The following is a 12588-nucleotide window of genomic DNA, read 5'->3' on the forward strand; positions in this document are numbered from 1 at the left end:
CATGCAATGGGAAGTCGTGATCGGGCTGGAGATTCACACCCAGCTCACCACCCGGTCGAAAATCTTTTCCGGTAGTTCCACCACCTTCGGTTCCGAGCCGAACACCCAGGCCAGCCTCGTAGACCTGGGCATGCCCGGCGTACTGCCGGTGCTGAACCAGGAAGCGGTGCGCATGGCGGTGATGTTCGGCCTGGCGATTGACGCCGAGATCGGCCAGCACAACGTGTTCGCACGCAAGAACTACTTCTACCCGGACCTGCCCAAGGGCTACCAGATCAGCCAGATGGAATTGCCGATCGTCGGCAAGGGCCACCTGGACATCGCCCTGGAAGACGGTACGGTCAAACGTGTCGGCATCACCCGCGCGCACCTGGAAGAAGACGCCGGCAAGAGCCTGCACGAAGAGTTCAACGGTGCCACCGGCATCGACCTGAACCGCGCGGGCACGCCACTGCTGGAGATCGTTTCCGAGCCAGACATGCGCAGCGCCAAGGAAGCCGTGGCTTACGTCAAGGCGATCCACGCACTGGTGCGATACCTGGGCATCTGCGACGGCAACATGGCCGAAGGTTCGCTGCGTTGCGACTGCAACGTATCGATCCGTCCAAAGGGCCAGGTCGAGTTCGGTACGCGCTGCGAGATCAAGAACGTCAACTCGTTCCGCTTCATCGAGAAGGCGATCAACAGCGAAATCCAGCGTCAGATCGAGCTGATCGAAGACGGCGGCAAGGTGATCCAGCAGACCCGCCTGTACGATCCGAACAAGGACGAAACCCGTCCGATGCGCAGCAAGGAGGAAGCCAACGACTACCGTTACTTCCCCGATCCGGACCTGCTGCCTGTCGTGATCGAAAACTCGTTCCTCGACGACGTGCGCGCCACCCTGCCCGAATTGCCACCGCAGAAACGCGAGCGTTTCCAGGAGCAATTCGGTCTGTCGGTCTATGACGCCAGCGTGCTGGCCACCAGCCGCGAACAAGCCGACTACTTCGAGAAGGTCGCGAGCATCGGCGGCGACGCCAAGCTGGCGGCCAACTGGGTCATGGTTGAACTGGGCAGCCTGCTCAACAAGCAAGGCCTGGATATCGAGCAGTCGCCGGTTTCGGCCGAGCAACTGGGCGGCATGCTGCTGCGCATCAAGGACAACACCATCTCCGGCAAGATCGCCAAGGTGGTGTTCGAAGCCATGGCCAACGGCGAAGGCAGCGCAGACGAGATCATCGAAAAGCGCGGCCTCAAGCAAGTGACCGACACCGGCGCGATCTCGGCGGTGCTGGACGAAATGCTCGCGGCCAATGCCGAGCAGGTCGAGCAATACCGCGCGGCAGACGAAGCCAAGCGCGGCAAGATGTTCGGCTTCTTCGTCGGCCAAGCCATGAAGGCATCGAAAGGCAAGGCCAACCCGCAACAGGTCAACGAACTGCTGAAAAGCAAGCTCGAAGGCTGACCGGAATGGAGCCAGCTCTAAAATCTGGCTCCATTTTACTGTGGGAGCGAGCCTGCTCGCGAATGGGGTTTGGCACTCAACACAAAATTGACTGTCAGATTGGCATTCGCGAGCAGGTCGGATCGCCGCACCGTCGCTCTCACTTTTTGTTTCGGGAAAACTTCTATGAAGCGCCTACTTGGACTTTGCGCCCTGCTCTCCCTGCTCGCCGGTTGCGCCAGCACCGACACCGTCGACCCGCACGGCTATGACAAAACCGGCGTTGCCTCCTATTACGGCGCCAAACACCAAGGCAAACGCACCGCCAGTGGCGAGCGTTTCGACAAGAATTCCCTGACCGCCGCCCATCGCCAGCTACCCTTCGGTACACGGGTGAAGGTCACCAACCTGAAAAACGACAGATCCTGCGTAGTGCGCATCAATGATCGTGGCCCGCACACCCGTGGCCGCCTGATTGATTTGTCCCATGAAGCCGCCGAACGACTGGGCATGCTCAAGAGCGGCACCGCGCGGGTTCGCGTGCAAGCCCTCGACTGACCGACGGAGCCCCGACCATTTTCGGACTAGCCGATTTACCCCTGATCAGCGTGATTGAATTGCTCAGCGGGCTGGCGTTGCTGATCGCCGGCGCCGAACTGATGGTGCGCGCTGCCGTGCGCCTGGCAGCACGCCTGCATGTACGCCCACTGATCATCGGCCTGACCATCGTCGCCCTCGGCAGCAGCGCACCGCAGATGGCGGTCAGCTTGCAAGCCACCTTGGCGCACAACGCCGACATTGCCGTCGGCAGTGTGATCGGCAGCAGCATTTTCAACATCCTCGTCACCCTCGGATTGTCGGCGCTGATCATCCCGTTGCGGGTGTCACGCCAACTGGTGCGCCTGGATATTCCCCTGATGATCGGCGCCAGCCTGCTGGTATTCGTACTCGCCTGGAATGAAGAACTGACCCGTGCCGACGGCGTGATGCTGTTGATGGCACTGGCGATTTACCTGGGCTTGTTGCTGCGCCAGTCACGGCATTCGGCGCGCCCGGTTTCGAGCCATGAGCACAACGGCCAGGCGCCATGGCTGAGCAGCCTGCTGATGATTATCGCCGGGCTGGCGATGCTGGTGTACGCCGGGCACCTGCTGTTGGGGGCTGCCGTTGCGGTCGCCACCGATCTTGGGCTGTCGGAGCGGATCATCGGCCTGACCATCGTCGCTGTCAGCACATCACTGCCTGAGCTCGCCACTTCGTTGATCGCCGCGATGCGCGGCGAGCGTGATATTGCCGTGGGCAACGTGATTGGCAGCAATTTGTTCAACCTCCTGGGTGTGCTGGGCCTGACCGCGTTAGTCGCGCCAGCGCCGCTGTCGGTATCGCCAAACGCCCTGGATTTCGACCTGCCGGTAATGCTTGGCGTCGCGGTGCTATGCCTGCCGGTGTTCTATTCCGGTTACCGCGTGACCCGCGCCGAAGGCCTGCTGTTCCTGGGCTTGTACCTGGCTTACGGACTGCACGTGGTGTCGTTCACCACCGGCATGCCGCTGGCCGGCAAGCTTGAACACCTGATGCTGTTTTTCGTCCTGCCAGCGCTCGTGGCGTTCTTGTTGTTCACGTCATTGCGCGCCTGGCGTCGCCAACACCATAAGAGGGAATTGCCATGACCGAGAACAAGAAAACCGGCGTTGAAGTACGTCGCCAAGTGATGGGCGACACCTTTGTCGACCGCGCACTGGGCAACGCTACGGAGTTCACCCAGCCGCTGCAGGATTTCGTCAACGAACATGCCTGGGGCGGAGTCTGGAATCGCGAAGGCCTGCCCTTGAAAACCCGCAGCCTGATCACGCTCGCAGCGCTGACGGCGCTGAAGTGCCCGCAGGAATTGAAAGGCCACGTGCGCGGGGCGCTGAACAACGGCTGCACCGTGGAAGAGATACGCGAAGCGCTACTGCATTGCGCGGTGTATGCCGGTGTCCCAGCGGCGATTGATGCGTTTCGGGCGGCGCAGGAAGTTATCGAGCAATATCAGTAACCCTCCTCGTTTAAAACTTCGTTCGACGGGAACGTAATTGACTGCGGCGCCCCGTCGAATGTTTTCGACTGCCTGAAATCCGACGGATGCATATTTGCACCGATACTTTCCAAATATAAATATCTCGAAAAATAACACGCCCGAAAAACCTTTCCATATCGATAATACAAAGACAATCTTCTCCCATCGCAAAAAAACCGTCACAGCAATTCCTAAACAACTTGAAACAAGCGAGAAGATTCAATGCGACCCGCCTTTTTTGCCACGGTCCAGAACATACTGATAACCCTTGCACTGGCAAGCCCCGCTGCACATGCCGAAACCTTGGTAGACAGGTGCTCAGTACCAATCCAAGATTTCAGCGAAGTGCTAAATTGCTACAAAAACCAGGAAGCGTCAAAGCCATTACTCTACGCTGCAAAAGGCATTCAACTCTTTCCGGGCGTAGAAAAGCGCAGCTTTGAGCTTTCGGCTCAGCAGTGGTCACCCGAAGGGCTAGTCAGTCCGAAACAATGGAAACATAGTGTCGATATTTATATCCCGCATAATGCCAACCTTGAGCAAGCAATATTGGTAGCGAATAACGGCACCAATATTCCCGCTGGAAACAAGGTCGAAACTGAACCTACGGATTTCACTCAATCCATGGCCCTGGAAGTTGCACGTAGAACTCGGACAATCGTCATCTCTCTCAGTAATATCCCCAATCAATATCTCACTTACGCCGACGACGGGATTGCCCGTACAGAAGACTCAAGCGTCGCCCATAGCTGGAAGTTATTTCTCGAAAATCCCGAAGCGCGCCCCTACATGTCCGTTCATTTGCCGATGATGGCTTCCATGGTCAAGGCGATGGACCTTGCCCAGAAAGAACTCAAACCTTGGAAAGTCGAACGATTCATCGCCAGTGGCTTGTCGAAACGCGCTTGGGTGGCCTGGCTCACCGCTATTGCGGATGAGCGCGTCAACGCGGTCGTACCCTTTGTCATTGATATTCTCGGCTCAGACAAAGTGTTCGAACATACCTTTCAAACCTTTGGAAAAAACTGGCCGCTGGCATTCTATGACTATCACCGTGAAGAGGTGATCCAGAGGCGGCACAGCGAAAACTTCCAGAAACTGATGACCATCGAGGACCCCTTGGCTTATCTGGACAGCGCCTATGCCGAGCGGCTGTCAATTGCGAAGTACATCGTCAACGCCAGTAGTGATGACTTTTTCGTTCCAGATAACACAGACTTCTATTTCGACCGTCTGCCCGGGCCGAAAAGCCTACGGGTCGCTCCCAATTCCAGCCACGGCGGGATTCGGCAATTCGTTGAAAGCTCGCTTATTACCGTAGTCAACCGATGGCAGCAAAATCGCCCGCTACCCTCCCTGACGACTAGCACAACAACCCACGGCACCGGCAAATCCGTTTCGTTGCAGTTCAGCGAGCCGCCTGCCCAGGTGACTCAGTGGACCGCCGTGAATCCGACGGCTCGAGACTTCCGGGATGCTTGCGCAATTCGCTATCAGCCCCTGCATATCACCCCTTCCACCCCGTTGCAGGCACAGGTGCATATGGAAACACCCGAGCAGGGCTGGGCTGCGACATTTCTAGAGGCGACCTTCGCCGATGGTTTTGTCGTCACCACACCGGTGCAAATCATGCCTGAGCACTACCCGACCGCTGCCCCTCCAGAGAACGGGCCCACGTGTAAAACCCTACCCGACCTGGCCAAGCGCTAAATCCAGCCCCCCCACTGCAACAAAAAGATCCCGACATTGGTGGTCACCGCCGCCATCAGCGTGGTGAGCACAATGATCGCCGCCGCCAGTTCATGATTGCCATTCGCTGCCCGGGCCATGACGAAACTGGCGGCGGCGGTCGGGCTGCCGAAGTACAGGAACAGAATCCCCAGCTCCGCACCGCGAAAGCCCCAGAGCCACGCGCCCAGGGTCGCCAGGATTGGCAGGCCGAGCATCTTCAACAGACTTGAACTGAGCGCCATCGAGCCACTTTTTCGCATCGCCGCCAGTGACAGCGTGCCGCCGATGCAAATCAACGCCAACGGCAAGGTGGTTTGCGCCAGATACTGGCCGGACGTCTCCAGCCATCCTGGCAAGCTGATCTTGAAGTAAGCAAAGGGCGCGGCCGCAATCACGCTGATGATCAGCGGGTTACTGATCACGCTTTTGCAGATGCTCCATGGATCGGACTTGATTACCGGGCTGTACACCGCCAGCACAATGGTCGAGAGGGTGTTGTAGAACAGAATCACCAGCGCCGCCAGGATCGCCCCGAGGGATATCCCGTAGTCGCCGTACATGCTCGCGGCCAGTGCCAGGCCGATCACCCCGTTGTTACCGCGAAAAGCGCCCTGGGTGTAGATCCCCCGGTCTTCACGCGGGCACCTGAAGATCGCCCAGCCCCAGGCGATGGCAAAGCACACCAGGGTCGCGAGGGAGAAGTAGATCAGCAGGGCCGGTTGCAATGCGGCGTGCAAGTCGGCGTGCAGGATGCCCAGAAACAGCAGTGCCGGCATGGTGACGTTGAACACCAGGGACGAGGCGGTGTGAATGAAGTTGTCGTTGATCCAGTCGATGCGCTTGAGCAACACCCCCAGAAACAGCATGGCGAACACCGGTGCGGTGATGTTCAGGGTTTCGAGGAAAATTGCCAGCATGCCGGGGAGGACCTTGAGGTGGGCGTCGTTAGGAGGCTAATGATAAGCCACTTTCACCCGGATCGTTCCCACGCCCTGCGTGGGAATGCCTCTTGTGACGCTCCGCGTCACGCTTTGGGACGCAGAGCGTCCCTGACTGCATTCCCACGCGGAGCATGGGAACGATCTTATTACGTAATCGGCGCCGGGTTGAACAACGTGATGTCGTTATGCAGCTTGTGCTTTTCAGCCCACGTCTGCTGCTTGCCACTGGCTACATCCAGGTAGTAGTGGAACAACTCCCAGCCAAGTTCCTCGATGGATGCGCGCCCGGTGGCAATACGCCCGGCGTCGATGTCGATCAGATCCGGCCAGCGCTGCGCCAGTTCGGTCCGGGTCGATACCTTCACCACCGGCGCCATGGCCAACCCGTAAGGCGTGCCGCGGCCCGTGGTAAACACGTGCAGGTTCATGCCCGCCGCCAACTGCAACGTGCCGCAGACAAAGTCACTGGCCGGGGTCGCGCAGAAAATCAGGCCTTTTTCCTTGAACCGTTCGCCTGGGCCGAGCACACCCGTGATGGCGCTGCTACCGGACTTGACGATCGAACCCAGGGACTTCTCGACAATGTTCGACAAACCGCCCTTCTTGTTGCCCGGCGTGGTGTTGGCGCTACGGTCCGCTTCGCCCTTGGCCAGGTAACGGTCGTACCAGTCCATTTCCCGTACCAGCTCCTGGGCAACTTCTTTGGTTTGCGCACGGGAGGTCAGCAGGTAGATCGCATCGCGCACTTCGGTGACTTCGGAAAACATCACCGTCGCACCCGCACGCAACAACAGGTCCGAGGCATAGCCCAGCGCCGGGTTGGCGGTAATCCCGGAAAACGCGTCGCTGCCGCCACACTGCATGCCCAGGATCAGCTCGGACGCGGGCACGGTTTCCCGGCGACGTTGATCGAGCTTCTTCAAACGGGTTTCAGCCAGCTCCATGATCTGCTCGATCATCTCGGTAAAACCGTGACTGGAATCCTGCAGGCGATACAACCACGGCTCGCTCAGATCCACCGAGGCATCGCCCTCGTGCATCACCTGCCCGGCCTGCAATTTTTCACAACCCAGGCTGATCACCAGCGCTTCGCCACCCAGGTTCGGGTTGCGCGCCAGGTTACGCACAGTGCGAATCGGGATGTCGGCGTCGGTGGCGGTGATCGCCACGCCACAGCCATAGCTGTGGGTCAGCGCCACCACGTCATCGACGTGCGGGTACTTGGGCAGAAGCTCTTCCTTGATGCGCTTGACCGCGTGATCCAGCACGCCGGTGACGCATTGCACCGTAGTGGTGATACCCAGAATGTTGCGCGTGCCGACGGTGCCGTCGGCGTTGCGATAACCCTCGAAGGTGAAGCCTTCAAGCGGTGCCTGCGCGGCCGGCACCTCGGTGGACAGCGGCAGGCTGTCCAGCGGCGGCGCGGTCGGCATGCGCAATTGATCTTCCTTGACCCAACTGCCACGGGGAATCGGCTGCAGGGCGTAGCCGATGACCTGCCCGTAACGAATCACCTGGCCACCCTCGGGAATGTCCTCCAGGGTGACCTTGTGGCTCTGTGGCACGAAGTCGACGGTGACCAGGCCATCGGAAAACTCGGTGCCGGCCGGCACCCCCTGGTCATTGACCACGATCACCACGTTGTCTCGCTCGTGCAGGCGGATGTAGCGCGGCGAATCGGAATGTTCAATCAACTGCATGACGCCGCTCCTCAGGAATGCGCTTGAGACAATTTACCGGATGCTTCAGGACCGTTGACCGGCGGTTCCTTGAGCACCACACGCTTGATCGGACCGACGATCACCAGGTAGCTGAACACCGCGACCAGTGCGTTGCAACCGACAAACACCAGCGCCCATTTGAACGAACCAGTAGAACTGATGATGTAGCCAATGACGATCGGCGTGGTGATGGACGCCAGGTTGCCGAAGGTGTTGAACAGGCCACCGCTAAGACCGGCGATCTGCTTCGGTGAAGTATCGGACACCACCGCCCAACCCAAGGCACCCACGCCTTTGCCGAAGAATGCCAGCGCCATGAAGCCCACGACCATCCACTCAACGTCCACGTAGTTGCACGCGACGATGCTGCTGGAGACCAGCAGGCCGGCGATGATCGGCGCCTTGCGGGCGAAGGTCAGGGAATGGCCTTTGCGCAGCAGGTAATCGGAAATCACCCCGCCGAGCACACCGCCGATGAAGCCGCAGATCGCCGGCAACGAGGCGATGAAACCGGCCTTGAGGATGGTCATGCCGCGCTCTTGAACCAGGTACACCGGGAACCAGGTCAGGAAGAAGTAAGTGATGCCGTTGATGCAGTATTGGCCGAGGTATACGCCCAACATCATGCGATTGGTCAGCAACTGGCGGATGTAGTCCCACTTCGGACCGTCGCCCTTCTTGCCCTTGCCTTTGTCCTGGTCCATGTCAACCATGCCGCCGTTGTCGGCGATGTGCTTGAACTCGGCGTCGTTGATCATCGGGTGCTGGCGCGGGCTGTGGATAACCTTCAGCCAGATGCCCGAGAAAATGATGCCGATCACGCCCATGACGATGAACACGTGCTGCCAGCCGAAGCTGTAGACGATCCAGCCCATCAGCGGTGCGAACAACACCGTGGCAAAGTATTGCGCCGAGTTGAAGATCGCTGAAGCGGTGCCACGTTCAGCGGTCGGGAACCAGGCCGCGACGATTCGTGCGTTGCCGGGGAAGGACGGCGCTTCGGCCAGACCGACGAGAAAGCGAAGCATGAACAGCGCAACCACCGCCGTGGACATGCCAAACTCGCCGACATAACCCTGTAACACGGTGAACAGCGACCAGGTGAAGATGCTCAGTGCATAGATTTTTTTCGAACCGAAACGGTCCAGCAGCCAGCCACCGGGAATTTGCCCGGCCACGTAGGCCCAACCGAATGCGGAGAAGATATAGCCGAGGGTGACTGCGTCAATGCCCAGGTCTTTTTGCAGGCTGGAGCCGGCGATGGCAATGGTGGCGCGGTCGGCGTAGTTGATCGTGGTCACCAGAAACAGCATGAGCAGGATCAAATAGCGGACGTGAGTCGGCTTCTTGGTCGATTGCATGTAGATGTACTCCCACTGATTATTTTTATGCGGGTAATAACGTTGCAGCCTGTAGGAACGGCCGGTCGACGCTCGATTGCTGGCGATCGCGTCGCCGCGGTGTAAATGACACCCCGCGGTGCCTGCATCGCCAGCAAGCCGGCTCCTACAAGGTATTGCGGTGTATCAGGAGCCGACGTAGGCCGTTTTTACGACCGTGTAGAACTCTTGCGCATAGCGACCTTGCTCACGTGATCCATAGGATGAACCTTTACGCCCGCCGAACGGAACGTGGTAATCCACGCCGGCGGTCGGCAGGTTGACCATCACCATCCCGACCTGGGAGTGGCGCTTGAAGTGGTTGGCATACTTCAAGGAAGTGGTGGCGATGCCCGCCGACAGACCGAACTCGGTGTCGTTGGCCATGGCCAGTGCGGCTTCGTAATCGGCTACGCGAACGATGTTGGCCACCGGGCCGAAGATCTCTTCGCGGCTGATGCGCATCGAGGCTTGGCTGTCGGCAAACAGTGTTGGCGCGAGAAAGTAGCCTTCGGTGTCGCAGGTCACCAGGCCACCGCCACTGACCAGGCGCGCACCTTCGGACTGGCCGATGTCGATGTATTTCATGTCCTGTTCAAGCTGCGCTTGCGACACCACCGGACCGATGTCGATGCCGGCTTTCAATGCGTGACCCACCTTGATCGATTTCATGCGCTCAGCCATGGCTTCGACGAACTGGTCGTGGATCCCGGCGGTGACGATGAAGCGACTCGATGCCGTGCAACGCTGGCCGGTGGAGTAGAACGCGCTCTGTACCGACAGCTCGACCGCTTGCTTGAGGTCGGCGTCGTCGAGAATGATCTGCGGGTTCTTGCCACCCATTTCCAGCTGCACCTTGGCCTGGCGCGACACGCAATTCACGGCGATCTGACGACCGACACCCACGGAACCGGTGAAGCTGATGCCGTCGACTTTCGGGCTGTTGACCAGTGCATCGCCAACCACACGACCGCTGCCCATCACCAGGTTGAAGACACCGGACGGGAAGCCTGCGCGGGAGATGATTTCCGCAAGCGCCCAGGCGCAGCCCGGCACCAGATCAGCCGGTTTCAACACCACGCAGTTGCCGTAGGCCAGGGCCGGAGCGATTTTCCAGGCGGGGATCGCTATCGGGAAATTCCACGGTGTGATCAGGCCGACCACACCCAGGGCTTCGCGGGTGACTTCAACATTGACGCCCGGACGCACCGACGGCAGGTAGTCGCCGGACAGGCGCAGGCATTCACCGGCGAAGAACTTGAATATGTTGCCGGCGCGGGTCACTTCGCCGATGGCTTCGGGCAGGGTCTTGCCCTCTTCCCTGGCCAGCAGGGTGCCGAGTTCTTCGCGGCGGGCGAGGATCTCGTTACCGACTTTATCCAGGGAATCGTGACGGGCCTGAATGCCCGAAACCGACCACGCCGGGAATGCGGCACGGGCGGCGTCGATGGCGGCGTGGACCTGAGCCAGATCAGCCTTGGCGTAATCGCCGATGGCGTCGCTCAGTTCGGACGGGTTGATGTTGACCGAGTAATCGGCACCGGCGACCCATTCACCGTTGATGTAGTTGTCGTAGCGCTTTGTCACGAGTCGTTCTCCTCACGCAAAAAGCCGCTGATCGCTCAGCGGCTTCGGTTTGATCATTGTTATTGCGCGCCCTGCTTGTCGATCAGCGCGGCGAGCATTTCGTACTCTTCGCCGGTCAGATCGGTCAGCGGCGCACGCACAGGGCCCGCGTCATAACCGGCAATCTTGGCCCCGGCCTTGACGATGCTCACCGCGTAACCGGCTTTGCGGTTACGGATGTCCAGGTACGGCAGGAAGAAGTCGTCGATGATCTTGCCGACGGTGGCGTGATCTTCACGGGCGATGGCGTGGTAGAAATCCATCGCGGTTTTCGGGATGAAGTTGAACACCGCCGAGGAGTACACCGGTACGCCCAGCGCCTTATAGGCTGCGGCGTAGACTTCGGCGGTCGGCAGACCACCCAGGTAGCTGAAACGATCTCCGAGGCGGCGACGGATCGACACCATCAACTCGATATCACCCAGGCCATCCTTGTAGCCGATCAGGTTCGGGCAACGCTCGGCCAGACGTTCCAACAGCGGCGCGTTCAGGCGGCAGACGTTACGGTTGTAGACCACCACGCCGATATTGACCGACTTGCACACGGCTTCAACGTGAGCGGCAACGCCGTCCTGGCTGGCTTCGGTCAGATAGTGCGGCAGCAGCAGCAGGCCTTTGGCCCCCAGACGCTCGGCTTCCTGGGCGTATTCGATGGCCTGGCGGGTCGAACCGCCGACACCGGCGAGGATCGGCACGCTGGTGGCGCAGGTGTCGACGGCTGTCTTGATGATTTCCGAGTATTCGCTGGCCGCCAGGGAGAAGAACTCACCGGTGCCGCCCGCGGCGAACAAAGCCGAGGCGCCGTACGGGGCCAGCCACTCCAGGCGCTTGATATAGCCAGCGCGATTGAAATCGCCCTGGGCATTGAAATCGGTGACCGGGAAAGACAGCAGACCGGAAGAGAGGATGGACTTCAGTTCTTGTGGATTCATTATTCGAACACCCTGGGTAGCGACGTTGTGTGAAAAACCGTTCAGCCTGCGCTGAAGTTGTAGGTCATCGTACAACTTAAAATACAATCGTCAACTGCATTTCATCTCCAGTGCAAATCCTGTGGGCAAGGGAACCACTGTACTCCACTGAAAACACCTTGAATCACGGGGCTTTCAGGCGTTTTAAGGAAAAATGGATATGGATTATTTATAAGCCGCTTGTGTGGCACGAGGTCATACGTTGTCGTAATGCCTCTCTCGACAACTGAAAGAATCGAGGAAGCTGTGGTACGGACGCCATTCGTCGTGACTGATATTTCTAACAGTTACGGTCGAAGCGGCCATGGGAGATAAAACGCTCCACGGCCATCAACCTGTGGCCAGACTCGACCAGAAAGAGGCTCGCCATGACGCATCCAGTCCCCGGTCTTAAAGATCTCGCCACCAATGTCGTACTGCTGTCGAAGCTGAAAGGCGCACTGGCAATCAGCATCCCGAATTCGGCTGATATACAACTGGAGCACAATGTCCGTGCCATTTTGGGGGATGATGCCGAGGAACCGGACTGGACCGGTCCCTACGCCCAGTTCGCACGATGGAATGAGGAGTCCGGAGAGGTGGAAAGAGCGCAGGATTTTAGTACGGACGTATCCAAGGATGAGTTAGGGAAATGGGTGAACAAGTTCGTACAGCTACGCTACCAAAGCTGCAACGAGTCAGGTGATGTGACCAGCTCCTACCCTCTCGAGCTACGCATAGAGCCGTAACTCAAG

11 protein-coding genes are annotated in these 12588 nt (G+C 59.1%); 6 read left to right on the forward strand and 5 right to left on the reverse strand.

Going from position 1 to position 12588, the window contains the following annotated elements; translation table 11 throughout:
* Window position 1: 1 nt before the first annotated feature.
* The 5 genes from gatB to AC1Q8Q_RS02335 all read left to right on the forward strand — a co-directional run bounded on the left by gatB (window position 2) and on the right by AC1Q8Q_RS02335 (window position 5195).
* The gene (gene gatB / locus AC1Q8Q_RS02315) at window positions 2-1447 is read left to right on the forward strand and encodes an Asp-tRNA(Asn)/Glu-tRNA(Gln) amidotransferase subunit GatB (protein WP_020796626.1); all 1446 of its coding nucleotides are present in this window, start codon (window positions 2-4) and stop codon (window positions 1445-1447) included.
* Window positions 1448-1612: 165 nt separating this feature from the next.
* Complete coding sequence (locus AC1Q8Q_RS02320) at window positions 1613-1984, forward strand: septal ring lytic transglycosylase RlpA family protein (RefSeq protein WP_020796625.1); 372 nt, start codon at window positions 1613-1615, stop codon at window positions 1982-1984.
* Window positions 1985-2034: 50 nt separating this feature from the next.
* The gene (locus AC1Q8Q_RS02325) at window positions 2035-3096 is read left to right on the forward strand and encodes a calcium/sodium antiporter (RefSeq protein WP_020796624.1); all 1062 of its coding nucleotides are present in this window, start codon (window positions 2035-2037) and stop codon (window positions 3094-3096) included.
* The gene (locus tag AC1Q8Q_RS02330; RefSeq protein ID WP_020796623.1) at window positions 3093-3464 is read left to right on the forward strand and encodes a carboxymuconolactone decarboxylase family protein; all 372 of its coding nucleotides are present in this window, start codon (window positions 3093-3095) and stop codon (window positions 3462-3464) included. The genes AC1Q8Q_RS02325 and AC1Q8Q_RS02330 overlap by 4 nt, the downstream gene beginning before the upstream one ends.
* A 243-nt stretch (window positions 3465-3707) precedes the next feature.
* Window positions 3708-5195: a PhoPQ-activated pathogenicity-related family protein gene (locus AC1Q8Q_RS02335; RefSeq protein WP_454866564.1), complete on the forward strand. Its 1488-nt coding sequence runs from the start codon at window positions 3708-3710 to the stop codon at window positions 5193-5195.
* Here AC1Q8Q_RS02335 and AC1Q8Q_RS02340 read toward each other — a convergent pair.
* From AC1Q8Q_RS02340 to kdgD, 5 genes are all read right to left on the reverse strand, one after another.
* Window positions 5192-6133, reverse strand: a complete 942-nt coding sequence (locus AC1Q8Q_RS02340; RefSeq protein ID WP_020796621.1) for an AEC family transporter — start codon at window positions 6131-6133, stop codon at window positions 5192-5194. The two genes, AC1Q8Q_RS02335 and AC1Q8Q_RS02340, sit on opposite strands and share 4 nt — an antisense overlap.
* 170 nt (window positions 6134-6303) lie before the next feature.
* The gene (garD, locus tag AC1Q8Q_RS02345; protein WP_168757236.1) at window positions 6304-7857 is read right to left on the reverse strand and encodes a galactarate dehydratase; all 1554 of its coding nucleotides are present in this window, start codon (window positions 7855-7857) and stop codon (window positions 6304-6306) included.
* Between the two features lie 11 nt (window positions 7858-7868).
* Window positions 7869-9239: an MFS transporter gene (locus tag AC1Q8Q_RS02350; protein ID WP_168757235.1), complete on the reverse strand. Its 1371-nt coding sequence runs from the start codon at window positions 9237-9239 to the stop codon at window positions 7869-7871.
* Between the two features lie 165 nt (window positions 9240-9404).
* Entirely contained in the window at window positions 9405-10844 is a 1440-nt protein-coding gene (locus AC1Q8Q_RS02355; RefSeq protein ID WP_020796618.1) for an aldehyde dehydrogenase family protein, read from the reverse strand.
* A gap of 59 nt (window positions 10845-10903) precedes the next feature.
* Complete coding sequence (gene kdgD, locus AC1Q8Q_RS02360) at window positions 10904-11815, reverse strand: 5-dehydro-4-deoxyglucarate dehydratase (RefSeq protein WP_020796617.1); 912 nt, start codon at window positions 11813-11815, stop codon at window positions 10904-10906.
* A gap of 407 nt (window positions 11816-12222) precedes the next feature.
* Between kdgD and AC1Q8Q_RS02365 the strand changes: the two genes are divergently transcribed.
* Complete coding sequence (locus AC1Q8Q_RS02365) at window positions 12223-12582, forward strand: hypothetical protein (RefSeq protein ID WP_050511563.1); 360 nt, start codon at window positions 12223-12225, stop codon at window positions 12580-12582.
* Window positions 12583-12588: the final 6 nt, after the last annotated feature.

Source organism: Pseudomonas sp. GW823-FHT06B06, from assembly GCF_058795195.1.

What these genes read in the sequence shown, in the direction of transcription:
- gatB (WP_020796626.1), top strand. Translation starts at nt 2, where the DNA reads ATGCAATGGGAAGTCGTGATCGGGCTGGAGATTCACACCCAGCTCACC.
- AC1Q8Q_RS02320 (WP_020796625.1), top strand. Translation starts at nt 1,613, where the DNA reads ATGAAGCGCCTACTTGGACTTTGCGCCCTGCTCTCCCTGCTCGCCGGT.
- AC1Q8Q_RS02330 (WP_020796623.1), top strand. Translation starts at nt 3,093, where the DNA reads ATGACCGAGAACAAGAAAACCGGCGTTGAAGTACGTCGCCAAGTGATG.
- AC1Q8Q_RS02335 (WP_454866564.1), top strand. Translation starts at nt 3,708, where the DNA reads ATGCGACCCGCCTTTTTTGCCACGGTCCAGAACATACTGATAACCCTT.
- AC1Q8Q_RS02340 (WP_020796621.1), bottom strand. Translation starts at nt 6,133, where the DNA reads ATGCTGGCAATTTTCCTCGAAACCCTGAACATCACCGCACCGGTGTTC.
- garD (WP_168757236.1), bottom strand. Translation starts at nt 7,857, where the DNA reads ATGCAGTTGATTGAACATTCCGATTCGCCGCGCTACATCCGCCTGCAC.
- AC1Q8Q_RS02350 (WP_168757235.1), bottom strand. Translation starts at nt 9,239, where the DNA reads ATGCAATCGACCAAGAAGCCGACTCACGTCCGCTATTTGATCCTGCTC.
- kdgD (WP_020796617.1), bottom strand. Translation starts at nt 11,815, where the DNA reads ATGAATCCACAAGAACTGAAGTCCATCCTCTCTTCCGGTCTGCTGTCT.
- AC1Q8Q_RS02365 (WP_050511563.1), top strand. Translation starts at nt 12,223, where the DNA reads ATGACGCATCCAGTCCCCGGTCTTAAAGATCTCGCCACCAATGTCGTA.